The sequence below is a fragment of the Glaciihabitans sp. INWT7 genome (genome assembly GCF_014217685.1).
Classification (GTDB): Bacteria; Actinomycetota; Actinomycetes; order Actinomycetales; family Microbacteriaceae; genus Lacisediminihabitans.
On record NZ_CP043653.1, the window covers coordinates 2,231,029 to 2,249,868 of the forward strand.

At 66.6% G+C, this 18,840-nt stretch carries 14 protein-coding genes; 4 read left to right on the top strand and 10 right to left on the bottom strand.

Annotation, left to right across the window (positions count from 1 at the left end; genetic code table 11):
- Nucleotides 1-35: 35 nt before the first annotated feature.
- On the bottom strand, nt 36-578 hold the full coding sequence (locus F1C58_RS10875; protein ID WP_185201128.1) for a hypothetical protein: 543 nt from the start codon (nt 576-578) through the stop codon (nt 36-38).
- Nucleotides 571-1,755, bottom strand: a complete 1,185-nt coding sequence (locus F1C58_RS10880; RefSeq protein WP_185201129.1) for a cysteine desulfurase family protein — start codon at nt 1,753-1,755, stop codon at nt 571-573. Before F1C58_RS10880 ends, F1C58_RS10875 begins: the two co-directional genes overlap by 8 nt.
- Nucleotides 1,756-1,822: 67 nt before the next feature.
- On the opposite strand from F1C58_RS10880, the gene glgX reads away from it, so the two are divergent.
- Nucleotides 1,823-3,913 (top strand): glycogen debranching protein GlgX, encoded by a 2,091-nt coding sequence (gene glgX, locus F1C58_RS10885; RefSeq protein ID WP_185201130.1) that lies wholly within the window; start codon nt 1,823-1,825, stop codon nt 3,911-3,913.
- Nucleotides 3,910-4,383, top strand: a complete 474-nt coding sequence (ybaK, locus tag F1C58_RS10890; protein WP_185201131.1) for a Cys-tRNA(Pro) deacylase — start codon at nt 3,910-3,912, stop codon at nt 4,381-4,383. The genes glgX and ybaK overlap by 4 nt, the downstream gene beginning before the upstream one ends.
- 1 nt (nt 4,384) lies before the next feature.
- Here the strand turns inward: ybaK and F1C58_RS10895 are convergent, their stop codons facing one another.
- From F1C58_RS10895 to glgP, 6 genes are all read right to left on the bottom strand, one after another.
- Nucleotides 4,385-5,041, bottom strand: a complete 657-nt coding sequence (locus F1C58_RS10895; RefSeq protein ID WP_185201132.1) for a signal peptidase I — start codon at nt 5,039-5,041, stop codon at nt 4,385-4,387.
- Nucleotides 5,034-5,735, bottom strand: coding sequence for a hypothetical protein (locus tag F1C58_RS10900; RefSeq protein ID WP_185201133.1), 702 nt, complete (start codon nt 5,733-5,735; stop codon nt 5,034-5,036). The genes F1C58_RS10895 and F1C58_RS10900 overlap by 8 nt, the downstream gene beginning before the upstream one ends.
- Entirely contained in the window at nt 5,732-7,042 is a 1,311-nt protein-coding gene (locus tag F1C58_RS10905; RefSeq protein ID WP_185201134.1) for an RICIN domain-containing protein, read from the bottom strand. Before F1C58_RS10905 ends, F1C58_RS10900 begins: the two co-directional genes overlap by 4 nt.
- Nucleotides 7,039-7,653, bottom strand: coding sequence for a hypothetical protein (locus F1C58_RS10910; protein ID WP_185201135.1), 615 nt, complete (start codon nt 7,651-7,653; stop codon nt 7,039-7,041). The genes F1C58_RS10905 and F1C58_RS10910 overlap by 4 nt, the downstream gene beginning before the upstream one ends.
- Before the next feature lie 105 nt (nt 7,654-7,758).
- A complete protein-coding gene (locus F1C58_RS10915; RefSeq protein ID WP_185201136.1) occupies nt 7,759-8,325 on the bottom strand; it encodes an alternate-type signal peptide domain-containing protein in 567 nt (188 codons plus the stop codon).
- Between the two features lie 625 nt (nt 8,326-8,950).
- Nucleotides 8,951-11,509 (bottom strand): alpha-glucan family phosphorylase, encoded by a 2,559-nt coding sequence (gene glgP / locus F1C58_RS10920; RefSeq protein ID WP_185201137.1) that lies wholly within the window; start codon nt 11,507-11,509, stop codon nt 8,951-8,953.
- A gap of 151 nt (nt 11,510-11,660) precedes the next feature.
- Between glgP and F1C58_RS10925 the strand changes: the two genes are divergently transcribed.
- Entirely contained in the window at nt 11,661-13,637 is a 1,977-nt protein-coding gene (locus F1C58_RS10925) for an alpha-1,4-glucan--maltose-1-phosphate maltosyltransferase (protein WP_185204112.1), read from the top strand.
- Entirely contained in the window at nt 13,638-15,950 is a 2,313-nt protein-coding gene (gene glgB / locus F1C58_RS10930; protein ID WP_185201138.1) for a 1,4-alpha-glucan branching protein GlgB, read from the top strand. It begins immediately after the preceding gene.
- A 157-nt stretch (nt 15,951-16,107) separates the two neighbouring features.
- Here glgB and F1C58_RS10935 read toward each other — a convergent pair whose 3' ends face one another.
- Together F1C58_RS10935 and F1C58_RS10940 are read right to left on the bottom strand one after the other, a co-directional pair.
- Nucleotides 16,108-17,028 (bottom strand): co-chaperone YbbN, encoded by a 921-nt coding sequence (locus tag F1C58_RS10935; RefSeq protein WP_185201139.1) that lies wholly within the window; start codon nt 17,026-17,028, stop codon nt 16,108-16,110.
- Nucleotides 17,025-18,785: a hypothetical protein gene (locus F1C58_RS10940; protein ID WP_185201140.1), complete on the bottom strand. Its 1,761-nt coding sequence runs from the start codon at nt 18,783-18,785 to the stop codon at nt 17,025-17,027. Before F1C58_RS10940 ends, F1C58_RS10935 begins: the two co-directional genes overlap by 4 nt.
- Between the last annotated feature and the right edge of the window lie 55 nt (nt 18,786-18,840).

An 18,840-nucleotide genomic window follows, 5' to 3' on the forward strand; every position in this document is an offset into this window, starting at 1 on the left:
GGGCGGGGCGGGGCGGGTCGCGCGGTACGAGAGGCTCAGCCGGGCAGGTCCGGACTGGCCAGCTGCAGTTGGATCACCGACTGCCCGGAGACCCGGGGATCCCCGCTCAGCTGCAGCAGCCAGGAGATGTTCGGCTTGCGATTGCTCGTGAGCGTCACGAGGTGCACCCCCGTCGCGTCATCGGACGACTGTCGTTCCGTCCATCCGGAGGCTTCGATCTTCTGCACCATCGCCTTCGAGATGGCGACCGGATCGTTGGAGGGGTCGAGCGAGATGATGCGCAGCACTCCGTAGTACGACCCGGAGGATGCCGTCGCCGGCACGAGCTGGTCGGTACTGTCCACGTGCACGACGATCGACGCGGGCAACAGAGCCACGATGGCATCCGCGAGTCGCACGGTCTCGGTCTTCGCTGCCTCGCCGGTGAAGTCGTCGGGGAACACGGAGGTGAGAGCCGGATCCGCCGGAACACTCTCGGTCGGGCTCGGAGTCGGCGCCGGGGACGCGGTACAGCCGGTCATCGCGAGCATCAGTACGAGCAATGCGGCAGCGATCGCCGAAGAGCGTCGCCTAGGCATCGACGCTGTCGACCCGCGCCGCGACATCCCGGTCGTTGAGGCCCGCTCTCGTTGCTCGCTCCACAGCGGCGGGCAGTGCTTGCAGGAACGCGTCGACGTCGGCCTCTGTGGTGGTGTGCCCGACGGTGATGCGCAGGGCTCCGCGAGCATCGGCCACGCTGAGCCCCATGCCGAGTAGCACGTGGGATGCCTCGGGGATTCCGGCGCGGCAGGCCGAGCCGGTGCTCACCGACACCCCCGCGGCATCGAGCAGAAACAGGAGGGAGTCGCCCTCGCAGCCGGGGAAGGTGAAGTGGGCGTTGTTGTCGAGGCGCGCATCGAGATCGGGGTCGCCGCGCAGCACGGCCGACGGCACGGCCGCCCGGACGCCGGCGATGATGCGGTCCCGCAAAGGCGCGAACGAGGTCACCGGATGTTGCGCCGCGACCCCGAACGAGATGGCGGCCGGCACATCCTGGGTACCAGACCGCACATCGCGCTGCTGCCCTCCCCCGTGGATCAGCGGCACGACAACGGCGGAGCGGTCGAGAACGAGGGCTCCGATGCCGAGCGGTCCGCCGAACTTGTGCGCCGACACCGACAGTGCCGCAAGACCGGTGGCGGCGAAGTCGATCGGCACGTGACGGTAGGCGGAGATCGCGTCGGCATGCACCGGAACTCCGTGACGGGCGGCGAGCGCGGCGATCTCAGCGATCGGCTGAACGGTGCCCACCTCGTTGTTGGCCCAGAGCAGGGTCACCAGGGCGACGTCGTCATGCTGCTCGAGGAGCTCGGCGAGCTCGTCCACCCGCACGCGGCCCAGTTCGTCGATCGGCACCCAGTCGATGATGGCGCCTTCGTAACGCTCGAGCCATTCGACGGTGTCGATGGTGGCATGGTGCTCGCCGCGCGGCACGAGGATCCGCGCACGGGTACCGCTCGCGTTCCGCGCCCAGAACAGCCCCTTCACGGCGAGGTTGACCGACTCCGTTCCGCCGGAGGTGAAGACGACCTCGATCGGATCACAGCCCAGGGACTCCGCGACGCTCTCCCGAGCCTCCTCGAGCATCCGCTTGGCGTTCTGGCCCTGGGAGTGGATGGAGGAGGGGTTGCCGACGATGCCGAGAGCCTCGGTGTAGGCCGCGATCGCCTCGGGAAGCATCGGGGTCGTGGCGGCATGGTCGAGATACACGGGCACGGATGACACCTCCAGTTGCGCACACGCCGTAACCTGCACGACTCACGGAGTCTCTACTCTAGAACGCATGCCTGTGACCGATCCGACCGTCGACTCGTTGATCTCGACGGTCGCGCCCCTCTCAGATCCGCTGCGAGACCTCGGCGTGCGCACGACCCCCACCGGCGGCGAGCTGCGGGTCTGGTCGGCCAGTGCCACCGCCATCGAACTCTGCATCTACGGAAGCAAAGATCCGAATTGGGTCGCCGAGAGCATCCAGTTGCAGAAGGATGACGGCGACGTCTGGTGCGGCACCTCGCCCAACCTTGTGGCCGGCACCCGATACTCACTGCGGGCGACCGGACCGACCGGACCGACCCACCGCTTCGATCCCGCCATGCACCTCATCGACCCCTACGCCCGCGGCCTTGCCCGCACGGCATCCGGGGACTGGCGCTCGTACGTGCAAGACGACGATTTCGACTGGAACGGTACCACCAAACCGCAGGTGCCGCTCGACCACACCGTGCTGTACGAAGCGCACGCCCGCGGCATCTCGAAGCTCAACCCGGCAGTCCCCGAGGAGCTTCGCGGCACCTATGCCGGGCTCGCGCACGACACGGCCATCAGCTATCTCAAGGACCTCGGCGTCACGACGATCCAGTTGCTGCCCGTGCACCAGTTCGTGAGCGAACAGCGGCTCATCAAACAGGGCCTCAGCAACTACTGGGGCTACAACACCCTCAACTTCTTCACACCCCACGCGCAATACGCCTCGCGCGAGGCCCAGTTCGGCGGCACCGGCGCGGTGTTGCGCGAGTTCAAGGGCATGGTGAAACTGCTTCACGAAGCCGGCCTCGAGGTCGTGCTCGACGTGGTCTACAACCACACAGCCGAGGAGGGCAAGGAGGGCCCGACCACGTCCCTTCGCGGCCTCGACAACGCGTCGTACTATCGCCAGGACGCCAAGGGCAACTACATCGACGTCACCGGATGCGGCAACACCGTGAATTTCGCCCAGCCCGCCGCCCAGCGGCTCGTGCTCGATTCGCTGCGCTACTGGGCCAACGAGGTGCAGATCGACGGCTTCCGGTTCGACCTCGCTGCGACCCTCGGTCGTGACGAACGCGTGGAGTTCGATCCGCACCATCCGCTCATCGAGGCGATAGTCACCGACCCGGAGCTGCAGGGCGTGAAGATGATCGCCGAGCCCTGGGACGTGGGAATGGGCGGCTGGCAGGTCGGCAATTTCCCCGAGCCGTGGTCGGAGTGGAACGACGACTACCGCGACCGCACCCGCAACTTCTGGCTGACCGACATCGGAGCGGCACGGGCCGACGGTGTCGCCCCGATCGGGATCGGCCAGCTCGCGTCGAAGCTCTCCGGCTCGAAGGGGGTCTTCGCCCAGGAGCGCGGCCCGCTCGCCTCCGTCAACTTCGTCACCGCGCACGACGGCTTCACCCTCGCGGACCTCACCGCCTACAACCAGAAGCACAATCTGGGAAATGGCGAGAACAACCGCGACGGCACGGACAACAACCACTCCTTCAACTACGGCGTCGAGGGGCCGACCCATGACGCGACGATCCTCTCGGCTCGCGAGAAGGCGATCCGCAACCTGCTCGGCACCCTGCTGCTCTCGGCCGGCCTGCCGATGATCACGGCCGGCGACGAATTCGGTCGCAGCCAGCGGGGCAACAACAACGCCTACTGTCATGACAGCGAGCTGACATGGCTTCCCTGGGAGCACGAGGACTGGCAGGACGAGCTGCTGCTGGTCTCCCAGAAGCTGCTCCGGCTGCGCCGGGCGAACCCGGCTCTGCGGCCGATCCGCTTCGGGATCTTCGGGGAGACCGTGCCTTCGGCGACCCAGATGGACTGGTTCAACAAAGAGGGACTCTCGATGTCGATCGAGGACTGGGACTCCCCGACGGAACGCACCCTTCAGTACCTGGCGGCCTCCACTCCCGAGTTCGAGGAATTCAACCGCATCCTGCTCATCGTGCACGGGCTGGAGGCTCCGGAGACGGTCTGCCTGCCCGAGCACGAAGGCGTGGAATCCTACGAACTGCTCTGGAACAGTGCGGACGACCACGCCGAGGGCGAGACCCACGCCCCCGGCTCGGAATTGACACTGGCCCCCGCTTCGATGCAGTTGTTCCTCGCACACTCGTCATGACCGCGACCCCCGCGACGTCGGCCCTCTCGGCTCTCGGGATCCCGTTCATCGAGCACGAGTATGCCCACGATTCCGCCAACACCTCATTCGGGCTCGAGGCCGCCGCGGTGCTCGGACTGGAGCCGGAGCGGGTATTCAAGACCCTGCTCGCGGATGTCGATGGCGGCCTCGCCGTCGCGATCGTGCCGGTCTCGGGCAAACTCGATCTCAAAGCCCTCGCCAGCGCGCTCGGCGCGAAGAAGGCGACGATGGCCGACCCAGCACTGGCCGAGAAGCGCACGGGCTACGTGGTCGGCGGCATCAGCCCGATCGGTCAGAAGACCGCTCTGCGCACGGTGCTCGACGAGACGGCTGAGCTCTTCGACACGATCTTCGTCTCCGGTGGCCGCCGCGGCTTCGACCTCGAGCTCGCACCGCAAGACCTGGTGCGCGCGACGGCCGGTTTTCTGGCGCCGATCGCCCGCGCCTGAGTCACTGCGCGGCGGGGGGCGAGGATGCCGTGCGGCGCGCCCGCCGGCGCTTCTGCCGACGCGCTGCGGAGATCGCCGTCGCCACCGTGTAGGCCGCGTAGGCGAAGAGCAGTCCGGCGACCACCGGCACGATCCAGGTCCTGTTCTCCCCATTGACCGCGTTATTGACGTACCCGATGTAGGGCAGCGAATACCAGACCCGGCCCTTCACCTGTTCGGCGAGGATCTCCCCCGGATCGGGCTGGCTGTTGTTGTCGCCCTTGAACTGGAAGGCGCGGGTGCCGTTGGAATCGTTGTGGATGGCGATAATGCGGTGCGTGATCACGCCCGGCTTGCCCGACACGATCTGGTAGGTCGCGACGTCCCCGACCCTCAGCTCGTCGGTTTTCACCGGTACGTCCACGATCAGGGTGCCCGGCGGAAGTCCCGGAATCATCGAGCTCGTCAGAACGGTGAGCGGGATGCCTCCGGCCACTTTCGGGATGACGACGACCAGCGCCGCGAGCGCCAGAACGAGAATGAGCACCGCACCGCTCAGCGCGAGGCCGAGGTAATGGCCGAGGCCCTTGTCTCGATCGGCACGACGCGGACCGGAGCGGGGCCGCCGCGGCGGATCGCCGGCGGCAGATTCGCCGTCGGGGATCGAGTGGTCAGTCATCCTCTGATTGTCGCCCACGACGGGCCACGATCAGGAACATCCCCACTCCGAGCAGCAGACCGCCACCCACGATCAGTGGCACGGGCAGGGAACCTCCCGTGAAGGCGACAGTGCGGAAGCTGCCGGTGTTGGCGAGCAGAGTGCCGTCGTCGCGGCACGCCGATCCGGAGAACACCCCTGCCGCGGCATCCCGCATCGCCACCATCAGGTCGAGGGATGCCCGGTCCGATTGCGCCACGCTGGCGGTGAGATCCGCCATGGTGAAGGTGAGTGTGAGTTTCACCGTGTCCCCCGTGGCAATGGACGCGGCGTTGCTCACCACCTCGCAGGGCGAGAGGGTCGAGAGAGCCTGGGATACCGGCGTCAAACCGGGCACCGAATCGACAGTGCTCAGACTCACCCCCTGGGCGAAAACCGTCGAGGTCGAGTCGAGGTTTCGGATGCTCACCCGCAGCGCGGCCGCGGAGCCGGAGGGATTCCGGATGTACAGCGAGCGGCTCACGGACTGCCCCGGAATGAGCATCCCGACCCCGTCGAAGAGCCCGCCGTCGAGTGTCGGGGCGAAGGTCACCCCATCCCGACTCACCAGTACGCTGTCCGTGGCGGCGGACGCCGGGGCGACAGTTCCCCCGAGCACCAGGGCGGATGCGACGGCGACCATCGCCGCCACTGCTGCGATCCGCGAGCGCATCACGGCACCTGCGTGAGGGTGAAGGACTGGGTGGCAGTGCCATCGCAGGTGTACTGCTGCACCTGGGTACCGGCGTTGTTGCTCTTGAGGGTCAGGCACTTCGTGCTGTTGACGCTGGCGACGTGCACCTTCCCGTTGCCCTCGGAGGTGATGTTCCAGAGTTGGTTGTTGTTGCCCGACCAGTTCCAGGTGATTGCCGACGAGCCATCGGTAGTGCTCGCCCCGCTGATGTCCCAGACGAGATTCGGAGTCGCGGTGGAGAAGATCTTGTAATCGGCGCCCGACACGTTCACAAACTGCCAGGTCTGGCTGCGACCGGTCTGGCAGGCCAGGGTCACGAGATTGTTCCCGTTCGCGCCGGGTGAGACGCCACCGTCGATGCACAGGTTCGCAGAGGTGAACTTGATCTGGTAGTTGACCGAGGTGTCGAACGCCGTCGTGGTGACACTCCGTGAAGAGGATGCCGCCGAGACGTTGTTCGCCGCATCCCGCGCCTTCACCGTGTACGCGTAGGTCGTCCCCCCGGTGAGGCCCGTGTCGGTGTAGGAGACGGCCGGTGCCGCGACCGAGCCGACGAGTGTGCCGCCGCGGTAGATGTCATAGCTCGTGACGGCGACGTTGTCGGTCGAGGCCGCCCAGGTGAGGGTGGTCCTCGCCGCGGAGGTCGCGGACGCCGCGGGTCGCCCTGGCGCCCTCGGCGCTACGGTATCGGCCACGGTCTGGGTAGCCGTGGCCGAGGAGGTGCCGTTCCACGAACCCTGGGAGTAGGTGAGGGTCACCGTCGGAATCGATGCCGGTCCCACCGTCGTGGCATAGCTCGCGGGGATCGTGGTTCGCACGCAGAAGATGTCGACGGCACCGACGGGCACGGCGTCTGTCGTCGAGAGCCCGGTGGAGAGCACAGCGCTGCCGGACTGGGCTCCGACGGCGGAGCTCGCGGTGCACTGCGAGGCGGACGCGACGATCCAGCCGGTGAGGGTCGTCGCGTTAGAGAGCCCGTTCGCGGCGGCCTTCACCTCGACCGTGTAGTTGGCCGGCACATTGCCGGAGTTGGTGACTGACACGGCGGCGGTGTCGGAGAGCACCGCGGGCGAGTAGGTCGCGTTCAGGTTGGCGACATCCGCCGGCGTGATGGTGACGGACAGGGTTCCGGCCGACACGGTGCCGCCGAGCGACGATGACGCGGAGGTCCAGACCGCGGCCGCGATGCCGGTGCTGGCGAGAACGAGAAACGCCGTGAGCCCCGCGATGATCGCCCCGCGTGGCACCCGGATGCGCGTCGCGCGTCGTGGAGCGCCTGGCGTACTCAATTCTGGATCCCGTCGATGGTGGCCGTGAAGTTCAGAGCGCTCTGCCCCTGCGCGGAGTTCGCGGGTGAACCCGAGAACTTCACGGAGACGCAGAGGACCGACGACTGGCCGACGGGGAGTGCTGTTCCGATGGTAGCAACCGAGGGGGCCGCGAAGGTGCTGTAGACCCAGGCGGAGGTCACTGTTCCCGCGCTGCAGTTCGCCGCGGTCGATGCCGTGGCGAATCCGAAGCTGAGTGACTGCGTGAACGCGTTGGAGGTCGGCACTACGAGGCCGCTGGTGCGAAGGGTGAGGGGGATCGTTCCCGTGTTGGTCAGCACGGCCGAACCGTAGAGCACCTCGCCCGGGTACATCACCGTCGTGGGCATGGCCAGTGCTGTCGAGACCTTGAGGTCGGCAGATCCGGCGGAGATCGCCCCGTTGGATGAGGTGGCCTGCGACTTGTTCCACAGGGCGTAGGTGCCGCCGCTCGCGACGCCGGCAAGGCCGATGGCGAGGATGAGGGCGAAGGTCGTCATGACCATCGAACGCACCGAGACGAGGGTGCGGATACTGCGGCGGGCGACATGTCGTCCCCCACGCGAAGAGGCGGTGCCAGTGAGAGTAGTCATCAGTGGCACCGCCTTTCCGAATGTCGTGAAAATGAGGAGTGAATGCGGCCGGGGCCACTCGCACAGGGGCCCACCTTCGGGTGGTGGGCTCCCGCGCGGGTCTGACTAGTTCTGGGTGAGAGTGACCGTCAGGTTGTTGAGGTTCACCGAGCCGAGCTTGGCGTCGTTCTCGGCGCCGGCGGTGGTGGACTTCGGGAAGGTGATGGTCGCCGTGACGGTGACCGGGGAGGACGCGATGCCGGCGGTTCCGGGGGTGACCGTGTAGGTCGGGCCGGATCCCGTGATGGCGGAACCGGTCGCGGCGAGAACGGTGTTGGCCGTGAGGTAGCCGGCGAGAGCGGTGTCTGCTGCTGCAGCGGTGGCTCCCGTGATCGAGGCAGTTCCGAGTCCGAGGGTCGCGACCAGGTTGTTGCCCGATGCGGTGACGTTCACGGTCTTGGTGAACTTGAGCACGTCGCCGGGCACGGCCTTGAACGAGGCGAGGGTGATCGCGGTGCCGTTCGCGGTCCAGGTGCCCGCGGTGCCAGAGTCTGCGACGAGAAGGTTGCCCGCGACGATGTTGCCGCCGGCGACCGAAGCGCTCGAGTTCCAGAGGGCGAAGGTACCCGCACCGCCGAGGAGGAGGGCGACGCCAGCTGCGCCGGCGATTGCACCTTTGAGGAGCTTGTTCATTTTCATTCCTTTCGCGACACCGTTGATGTCGGGTGGGGCGCGCCGTAGCTCGCCGGTTGTTCTGTGCCGCGGGGCGGCATGAGCGTCGTGATCGGCACGAAGCTCCGAGTCTGTGTGGCCGCATCGGTGAGACCGACCGGCTGTCATGCCCTTCGGTTTCACCTTGCGGCTTGCCTCGGGCACCTTCCCCATAAAGAACACTACGTAGGACAGACCAAGTTGTCTATCCTCCATGTACCCCCAGAGTAGGGCACAAGCGATATACCGGAAATGGCATGTGAAAAGTTGTCAACTGCAGCTTCTTCTACTGAATCCATCGCAGTAAAGCCCGAAAACCACGGATTCCGTGGGATTCGTGGAAGGCAGCGTTGGCGGCCAATCGCCTCACTGGGGTACAAATCTGAGCGTCCAGGGGACAGCGTCGATCGACGATCCTGAAGATTCTCTTGCGCGCGGTTCGTGGAACGGGCCTCGTGCGTCACATCGAACAGATCGGCTCCGAATCGACTCGCCGTGCGTGGCACTGTCTCGGCACCCGCGCGGTCGGCGACACCGCGCACCACGAAAGGGACCGAACGCGGAAAGGGCCTCCTGCGGATCGCCGGAGGCCCTTCTGAAGCGGAGGTTACGAAGCCACCGCGATCAGTCCGAGTTCCGCCGGGCTCGCCAGCAGAGGATTGCGCGGCACCACGCGCACGTTATAACCGAAGCTGCCCGCCCGCGAGAGCGTGACAGTGCCGGCGAACTGAGCCGGATCGCCGACCGTTGGCGAGGGTGTGAGTTCAACGCTGTGAGGGTTCTCCAGGCGATCGTTCTCACGGGCACGCCCGTAGACGACCTCCACCGACACGTCCGCCGGGGTCAGCCCGGCCAGGTTGACGTGCGCGCGCACGTGCAGCTGGTCCCCGACCTGCGGCACGGCATCCACTCCCCCGGATTCGACGTGCGCGACCGATACGTGGGGCCAGGCCGCAGTAACCTTTGTCTTCCACGCGGCGAGAGCGCGCGCCGGAGCGTAGTTGTCGGCCGAGATCGTGCGATGCGCGACGGCTGATGGCACGTAGAGCCGCTGCACGTACTCGCGCACCATGCGGTCTGCCGAAAGCTCGAACGACAGGGTCGACAGCGTGTGGCGGATCGACTCCACCCACCGTGTCGGCACGCCATCCGCACCCCGGTCATAGAACCGCGGGGCGATCTGGTGCTCGATCAGGTCGTACATGGAGTCTGCCTCGAGCTTGTCGCGCTCGGCCGAATCCCCCGCCGAGTCGGCGCTCGGGATGGCCCAGCCGTTCTCCTCGTCGTAGAACTCCGCCCACCAGCCATCCAGGATGGACAGGTTGAGCGAGCCGTTGAGCGCAGCCTTCATACCGGAGGTGCCGCAGGCCTCGAGCGGGCGCAGCGGGTTGTTCAGCCAGACATCCGTGCCCGGGTACAGCAACTGCGCCATCGCGATGTCGTAGTTGGGAAGGAAGACCATTCGCTTGCGGATCTCCGGCTCCTGGGAGAACTCCACCAGCTTCTGGATGAGGCGCTTGCCCTCGTCATCGGCCGGATGCGACTTTCCCGCGATCACGATCTGCACCGGGTGTTCCTTGGAGAGCAGGATGGAGCGGAGGCGTTCCGGGTCGTGGAGCATCAGCGTGAGGCGCTTGTAAGTGGGAACGCGACGGGCGAAGCCGATCGTCAGCACATCCGGGTCGAGAAGCTGCGAGAACCAGGACGGATCGCCGATGCCCGGGTTCTGCTCGCCCCAGGCGTCGGAGACTCGGGAACGGGCATCCCTCACGAGCTGCTGCCGCATGCCGTTTCGCACATTCCACAGGTCTGCGTCACTCACGGATTCGGAGGCCCAGTCGGCTGTCGTCGTGTCAGACGTGCCGAGGCGGTCAGCCGCGAGCGCCACGAGCGACGGGTCGGTCCAGGTCGGAGCGTGCACGCCGTTGGTCACGGAGGTGATCGGTACATCGTCGGCGTCGAAGCCCGGCCACAGCGCCCCGAACATGCCGCGACTCACCTCACCGTGCAGCTGCGATACTCCGTTGGCGCGCTGGCCGAGCCGAAGTCCCATCACCGCCATGTTGAAGGTGTTGGCCGTGCCGCCCTCGTAGTTCTCGGCTCCGAGGGCGAGTACGTCGTCGACCTCGACCCCGGGAAGCAGGTCGGTGGAGAAGTACTGCTGCACCAGCGAGGAGTCGAAGCGATCGATACCAGCCGGCACCGGCGTGTGGGTGGTGAACACGGTGCCCGCGCGCACGACCTGCAGTGCCTCGTCGAAGGACAGGCCCTCTCCGATCAGGTCGCTGATGCGCTCGAGACCGAGGAATCCGGCATGGCCCTCGTTGGTGTGAAACAGCTCGGGAGCATCCGCATCCGTCAACTCGGTGAGCAGCTTGATGGCGCGCACGCCGCCGATGCCGAGCAGCAGCTCCTGCAGCAGGCGATGTTCACCGCCGCCGCCGTAGAGGCGGTCGGTGACCGAGCGCAGGGCATCCTCGTTCTCCGGGATGTCGGTGTCGAGCAGAAGCAGGCGGATGCGACCCACTGCGACCTGCCAGATGCGCGCATAGAGCGCTCGCCCGCCGGGAAGAGCGAGGGCAACCTGGGCTGCGGTGCCATCCGGGTGACGCAAGACCGAGAGCGGCAGGCCATCGGGGTCGAGCACGGGATAGGACTCCTGCTGCCAGCCGTCCGGGGAGATGGACTGGGCGAAGTAGCCGGAGCGGTAGAACAGTCCGACACCGATGATCGGCACACCGAGGTCGGAGGCGCTCTTGAGGTGGTCGCCGGCGAGGATGCCGAGACCGCCGGAGTACTGGGGAAGGGCGGCGGCGATGCCGAACTCTGGCGAGAAGTATCCGATCGCCTTGGGGGCGGCATCCGTCACCGTCTGCTGGTACCAGCGCGGTTCGGTGAGGTAGGTGTGCAGGTCCTGAGCCAGGTTCGCGGCACGGTCGACGAAACCCTGATCGGCGGCGAGCTCCTGCAGTCGAGCCGGCTCGATCTCGCCGAGGAGACCGATGGGGTCGTGGGCGCTCGACTCCCACAGTTCGGGAGAGATGTCTTCGAACAGGCGCCGGGTCGGGAGGTGCCAGGACCAGCGGAGATTCGTGGCGAGCTCCTCCAGCGGTGCAAGAACCTCGGGGAGAACGGTGCGGACGGTAAATCGACGGATAGCCTTCACCGTTACACCCTAGGGGCAGAAAGTTACGGATTGGAGCCCCGACTGCAACCGTTTCCACAAAAACGCGGGGAGCCGCACAGGAGTCAAGGGGGGAGAGATTCTTTTGCAGAGCCGGTACGGTCGAAGAGTGACCAATGTCTACGAACCAAAGATGGGCCGCATCCCGATCAGGGAGCTCGCTCCCCAACAGCCCGACAATAACTGGCCAGCGAAAGCCTTCGTGGGCGAGGTGGTGCCGTTTCAGGCCACCGTCTTCAAGGAGGGGCACGACGTCCTCGGCGTCGATCTCCTCCTCTCCACCCCGGAGGGTGTGCAGTCGAAGCACCGGATGCACGAGGTCGGTGTCGGCTTCGACCGCTGGGAAGTGGAAGTGCTCCTCGACGCGCAGGGCACCTGGGTCTACAGCGTCCAGGCCTGGAACGACGACTGGGCGACCTGGCTCCACAACGCCGAGATCAAGATCCCGGCGGGCATCGACGTCAAACTCATGCTCCTGATGGGCACCGGCCTTCTCGCACGAGCGGTGAAAGCAGACCCCACCAACAAGATCCTGAAGGATGCGGCGAAGGTGATGGGCACCAAGAGTCTGTCGCCCGCCGCACGCTTCGAGGTGGCGCTCGACCCCCGGGTCACCGCCGAGATCGAGAAGAAGCCTCTCGCGAGCCTCACCACGCTGAGCCTCCCCCTCGAGGTGCGGGTCGAACGTGCCCGAGCCGGTGCCGGCAGCTGGTACGAATTCTTCCCGCGCTCTGAGGGCGCAAAGCAGGGCAAGGACGGCAGCTGGACGAGCGGCACCTTCCGCACGGCCGCGCGCCGTCTCCCCAACGTCGCCGGCATGGGCTTCGACGTCATCTACCTTCCCCCGATCCATCCGATCGGGGTCAGCTTTCGCAAAGGCCCGAACAACACGCTGAACCCGGGCCCGCACGATCCGGGATCCCCGTGGGCCATCGGGTCGAACGACGGCGGGCATGACGCCATCCATCCAGACCTCGGCACTGTCGAGGACTTCGAGGCCTTCGTCGATACGGCGAAGAAGAATGGCCTGGAAGTGGCCCTCGACCTGGCGCTGCAGTGCTCGCCGGACCACCCCTGGGTCGTCGAACACCCCGAGTGGTTCACCACCCTGCCGGACGGGTCGATCGCCTATGCGGAGAATCCGCCGAAGAAGTACCAGGACATCTATCCGATCAACTTCGACAACGATCCCATCGGCATCCGCACCGAGGTCTTGCGCATCGTCAAGTACTGGATCGGGCTCGGAGTCAACATCTTCCGGGTGGACAACCCGCACACCAAGCCCCTGCAGTTCTGGGAATGGATGCTGCATCAGGTGAACTCGGAATTCCCCGACGTGGTCTTCCTCGCCGAGGCGTTCACCCGGCCGGCCATGATGTATTCGCTCGGGCAGGCCGGATTCCAGCAGTCCTATTCCTACTTCACCTGGCGAAACACCAAGGAGGAGCTCGAGGAGTTCTTCACCGAGATCTCTCACGAGCACTCGGCGTACTTCCGCCCGAACCTCTTCGTCAACACCCCGGACATCCTCACCGAGTTCCTGCAGTTCGGGGGGCCACCGGCCTACAAGATCCGCGCGGCACTCGCAGCGACGGCGTCGCCCAGCTGGGGCGTGTACGCGGGTTACGAGTTGTTCGAGAACGTGGCCCGGCCCGGCTCCGAAGAGAACATCGACAACGAGAAGTACCAGTACAAGGCCCGGGACTTCGGAGCGGCGGAGGCCGCCGGCAGGTCCCTCGCTCCGTACATCACCCAGTTGAACAAGATCCGTGCGGAGCATCCGGCCCTGCGCCAGCTGCGCAATCTGGACATCCATTGGAGCGACGACGAGTCGATTCTCGTCTACAGCAAGTACCTCGACGGATCGTTCACCCGCTCCGGCCGGGGAGACGCCATCATCGTCGTCGCCAACCTGGATCCGCATTCGGCCCGCGAGACCACCGTCTATCTCGACCCCACCCGGTTCGGCGTCGATCCGGACGAGCCGTTCGAGGTGACCGATCTCATCACCCGGCAGAAATTCACCTGGGGCCAGCAGAACTTCGTGCGGCTCGACGCCTTTGTCGAACCCGTGCACATCCTGCGTGTCGAACTCCCGAGAGGCAAGTAAATGGCGAAGGACCCGTCCACTCCCCCCAAGAAGACGCCCGCGGCCGCAGTGCCCGCGGCGAAAGCGGCGAAGGCCCCCGCAGAGGCCAAACCGGCCGCGAAGAAACCCGCCGCCAAGAAGGCTTCGACGAAGGCAGCCGCCGGCGCCGTGGTTCCGGCCCTGCCGACGCTGCATCCCGACCACATCGCTGCGTTGGTGGAGGGCCGTCACCCCCGCCCGCACGAGACTCTCGGCCAGCACGCTCTCGGCGACGGCTTCGTAATCCGCGTGATCCGTGCGCTGGCGGATTCCGTGACGGCGATCCGTGCCGACGGAAGCCGCGTCGTGCTCAGCCATCTCTCCGACGGCCTCTGGCAGGGCTATGCGCCCGGCCCCGGCCAGGCTTACCAGGTCGAGACGACCTACTCGAACGGACCGGACTGGGTGACGGACGACCCGTACCGGTTCGTCTCCTCGGTGGGCGAGATCGACCTCTACCTCTGGGGCCAGGGCCGCCACGAGCAGCTCTGGCAGGTGTTCGGAGCACACTTCCGGCCGCACGAGGATGTCACCGGCACGAGCTTCTCGGTCTGGGCGCCGCATGCCAAGGCCGCTCGGGTGCTCGGTGACTTCAACGGCTGGTACGGCCTCGGCCACGCCATGCGTCGTCTCGACGACAACGGCGTCTGGGAGATCTTCGTTCCCGGGCTCACACCAGGCACCTCTTACAAGTTCGAGCTCCTCACCGCTGATGGCCGCTGGGTGCAGCGCGCCGACCCGATGGCCCGCTACACCGAGGTGCCCCCGGCGACCGCGTCGAAGGTGGGACAGACGCTCTACGAGTGGGGCGACTCCGAGTGGATGCGTCGGCGTGCAGAGCGCGACCCGCACAACTCCCCGATGAGCGTCTACGAACTGCATGTCGGATCGTGGCGCCCCGGCCTGGACTACCGCGCGCTGGCGGACGAGCTGATCCCCTACCTGCAGGAGACCGCGTTCACCCACGTCGAGTTCATGCCGCTGGCGGAGCACCCCTTCGGCGGCTCCTGGGGCTACCAGGTGACCGGCTATTTCGCGCCGACCAGCCGATTCGGGCATCCGGACGACCTGCGCTACCTGATCGACCGCCTCCACCAGGCCGACATCGGCGTGATCATGGACTGGGTTCCCGCGCACTTCCCCAAGGACGAATGGGCCCTTGCGAACTTCGACGGCCAGCCGCTGTACGAACACTCCGACCCCCGGCGCGGCGAACAGCGCGACTGGGGCACCCTTGTCTTCAACTTCGGTGACTCACAGGTGCGCAACTTCCTCGTCGCCAACGCCACCTATTGGCTCGAAGACTTCCACATCGACGGCCTCCGGGTCGATGCCGTGGCCTCGATGCTCTACCTCGACTATTCGCGGGAAGCGGATGACTGGCTGCCGAACGTCAACGGCGGGCGGGAGAACCTCGAGGCGATCAGCTTCCTGCAGGAGGTGAATGCCACCGCCTACAAGCGCAATCCCGGCATCGTGATGATCGCCGAGGAGTCGACGGCCTGGCCGGGAGTCACGAAGCCGACGGGCGGCTCCGGCCTCGGCTTCGGCCTGAAGTGGAACATGGGCTGGATGCACGACAGCCTCTCCTACATGGAGGAAGACCCCGTCAACCGCTCCTATCACCACAACGAGATCACGTTCAGCATGGTCTACGCCTTCACCGAGAGCTTCCTGCTGCCGATCAGCCACGACGAGGTCGTGCACGGCAAGGGGTCACTGCTGCACAAGATGCCCGGCGACCAGTGGCAGAAGCTCGCGAACCTGCGCGCCTATCTCGCGTTCATGTGGTCGCATCCGGGCAAGCAGTTGTTGTTCATGGGATCCGAGTTCGGGCAGCCATCGGAGTGGAGCGAAGAGCGCGGGCTCGACTGGTGGATCCTCGACCAGCCGATCCACCGCGGGCTGCTCACCCTGGTCAGCCAGATGAACCGGGTCTATCGCGACCAGCCGTCGCTGTGGTCGCGCGACAACGACCCGGGCGGGTTCGAATGGATCGACGCGGGTGACGCCGAGCACAACGCTGTCTCGTTCCTGCGCTGGGACAACCACGGCAATCCCATCGCGGTGCTGATGAACTTCGGCGGCAACCCCGTGGGGCCCTATCGGGTCGGGCTTCCGTTCGCGGGCACCTGGGACGAGATCCTCAACACGGATGCCTCGGAATACGGCGGCTCGGGAGTCGGCAACTTCGGCGCGGTCGAGGCCACCGACACTCCCTGGGCCGGTCGCCCGGCATCCGCGGAGGTCACGCTGCCTCCGCTGGCCGGTCTGTGGCTCAAGCTGCGCCGCTAGCGCTGCCGTGAGTGACACCCGCCCCCGAACTTTCGGGCGCGGGTGTCGCTTTTCGCGGTGTTGACTTGAGCGCCACGAAGCGGCGAATCGCCCCACGGTCGTCGCTGACCGCGGCCGAGATCGGCTTCCGAGCGGCTAGCTCCGGGGTTGTGCCGAGCTAGTAGAGCAGCCCCGTCAGGCGACGGCGAGCGGAGACCACCCGGGGATCGTCCCCACCCGCGATCTCGAAGAAGTCGAGGAGGCGGGTGCGAACCCGGTCCTTGCCCGGCTGGTCGAGGGTAGGAAAGAGGTCGAGTAGGCGTCCGAATGCGTCTTCGAGGTGCCCACCGGAGGTATCGAGATCGGCGACGGCGAGCTGGGCATCGACGTCGGTCGGAGCCGCAGCGGCGGCATCCCGGATCTCGGCCGCCGAAGCGCTGCCGAGGCGGGAGAGAAGGGACACCTGCGCGAGCCCGGCAACGGCGAGCTGATCACGAGGGTCTTGCGCGATCGCCGTCTTGTATTCGCGGATGGCCGTGTCGAAGTCTCCCGCCGCGATCGCATCGTATGCCTCCTGGTGGTGCGGTGGCAGCGGTTCCTCGACCGGCTCGGCGGGCTCGGCGCCGGGCTCCGGTGGCTCGACGGTGCCGGTGACGTTCTGTTGAGCGGCGAGGGTGAGCAACTGGTCGAGCACCTGCTTCACATCCGCCTCCGGCAGCTCGCCCTCGTACAACGCGATGGGGCGACCGCCGACCACCGCAGCGACGGTGGGCGCGGCCGCAGCGTGAAAGGCCTGCGTCAGCTGGGGATTGGCCGCGGCATCCACGGTCGCGAGCACGAGGCGACCCGCGTAGGAGGTGACGGCGCGGATGAGAGTCGCCGACGGTTCACCGACGTACAGCTCGACGACCACCGGAACGGTCTGCGAGAGATCGAGGATGGCGGTGAAGGATGCATCGGAGGATTCGACCACGAGGGAGGGCACCGAGGCCGCCGGCCCGGGAGCGGAACCCGCCGGGGCCGCCGGCGGACGCACCAGCGAGGAGAGGTCGACGGCGCCGCGCAGGTTGGCGCGGCTTGCGGGGGGAATCGAGGTCACGGGAGCTCCTTGGCCGAGGTGAGGCCGGTCGCGAAACCGAGCAGGGAGATCTTCTCCGTGCTCGTCGAACTGGGGACGTAGAACAGGAGTTGGTCACTGTAGACCGCGACCGTGCCCTTGGTGGACCCGGTGACGCCGGAGAGCGACTTCACCTGCCCCTCGGGATTGACCGCGGCACCCGCTTCGACCGGAGTCACCGTCACCGTCTCGTTCAGATTGACCGCCACGATGGCGCCGGAGTCGTTGCTGCCGAGCGAGATGCTGTCGTACGGACCGACGCTATTGGCGAATTCCATCTTCGCGGTGGCCGGCAACGCCGCCTGGAGCGACTTACGGTACTCGAGCCCGATCAGCCCGATCAGCTTGTCGTTGGAGGTGTCGAAGTACTTCGCCGACTCGCTCGTCGGACCCTTCTCGAGGATGTCGCCATAGGCGAGCGCGATCTTGGACGGGGCGAGCTCGAGCAGCTTGACGTCGGGATCGAGGCGCGGAGCACCGATTTCCTTGGCCGCCAGCTTGGGCAGTACCACTCCGGCCTCGAGGGCAGTCGCGTATTCGACCTTGTAGTCGGATCGGGCGGTCTTCTGCTCGAGCATCAGACCGACGGGTGGCACCTTCTTGTCGGTGGGGTTCTGCACGACGGTGAAGACGACTCGCGGCCATTTTCCAGCATCCTGCAGCTGCGGCAGAATCACGGTGGCGCTGCTGGCCGGGATGGCGGCGAGCGCGGCCTGCGTGTCATCCACCTTTCGGATGGCGTAGTTCGCGGCGCGCAGGTCGAGCGCGGCACCGTCAAAGCGGGTCTTCGCGAGCTCGACGTCTTTATCGGCATCAGCCTTCGCCGCGACAGCAGAGATCCGCGAGAGGATCACCCTCAACTGCGGAACCGTCACGGCGGGAGGCGAGACATCTGCGGCGGCGGCCGTGGCGGTGGGTGTCGGAGTGGCCGACGCGGCGCCGGGCCCGAAGTCGGGCCAGGAATCGGGCGTGCACCCGCTGAGGGTGAGTCCACCGATCAGCAGCACGGGCACGATCGCGACCATGCGCCTGCGGGTGGACCGGCGGGAACCGGTGGGAGCGAGAGCCTTCGGTTTGCGCGGCCGGTAGCTGCGCTGGCGGGGCACCTTGGGCATCTTGGGAGTCTTCCGGCGAGGCCCGCGGGAGCGGCGCAGGTGCGCGAGACCCCACAGGTAGAGAGCGAGGCCGACGATCAGCAGCACGATTCCGCCCACGATCAGGGGGCCGGACCAGGGCGTGCGGTTGTCGAGAGGCCATCGGATGGAGAGTGTGCTTGGGGCGGCGCTCGTGCCATCGGACACGATGATCACCGAGATGTTGTCGGGAACATTCACCGTGAAATCGAGGCTGTCAGTCTCGCTGAACTCGTCGAGCCAGAGGTCGGAGCCCTGCGGATTGGGCACCTCGGTAGCTTTGCCCGCGACCAGGCGAGAGGTGAGCGTGGACTTGGCCTTGTTGAAACCGACCCGGTTGTAACTCGCATCGCCGACCCAGGCCAGCACGTCATCGGTGCGCCCGTAGGCCGCGAAGATCTTCTTCGCGCCGCTGATCCGGATCTCCTGGCGGCCCGGGAGGGACTTGAGCGTCGAGGAATTGACGATGGTGACGGGGGCCTTCGTGGTGAAGGTCTCCGAGGCGGTGATGCTGTCGGCTTCGGCGAGCACGGTGCGCTGGGCGATACCGTAGGCGATGAGCCCGAATGCGATCACGAAACTGATGATCGCGGCGATGAAACGCACGTTGGTTACTCCTCTCGTGTTGCCGTGGGCGACCGGCGGTCGGCATCTCCCGCGA

What these genes read in the sequence shown, in the direction of transcription:
- ybaK (WP_185201131.1), top strand. Translation starts at nt 3,910, where the DNA reads ATGACCGCGACCCCCGCGACGTCGGCCCTCTCGGCTCTCGGGATCCCG.
- F1C58_RS10915 (WP_185201136.1), bottom strand. Translation starts at nt 8,325, where the DNA reads ATGAACAAGCTCCTCAAAGGTGCAATCGCCGGCGCAGCTGGCGTCGCC.
- glgX (WP_185201130.1), top strand. Translation starts at nt 1,823, where the DNA reads ATGCCTGTGACCGATCCGACCGTCGACTCGTTGATCTCGACGGTCGCG.
- F1C58_RS10875 (WP_185201128.1), bottom strand. Translation starts at nt 578, where the DNA reads ATGCCTAGGCGACGCTCTTCGGCGATCGCTGCCGCATTGCTCGTACTG.
- F1C58_RS10925 (WP_185204112.1), top strand. Translation starts at nt 11,661, where the DNA reads ATGGGCCGCATCCCGATCAGGGAGCTCGCTCCCCAACAGCCCGACAAT.
- glgB (WP_185201138.1), top strand. Translation starts at nt 13,638, where the DNA reads ATGGCGAAGGACCCGTCCACTCCCCCCAAGAAGACGCCCGCGGCCGCA.
- F1C58_RS10910 (WP_185201135.1), bottom strand. Translation starts at nt 7,653, where the DNA reads ATGACTACTCTCACTGGCACCGCCTCTTCGCGTGGGGGACGACATGTC.
- F1C58_RS10895 (WP_185201132.1), bottom strand. Translation starts at nt 5,041, where the DNA reads ATGACTGACCACTCGATCCCCGACGGCGAATCTGCCGCCGGCGATCCG.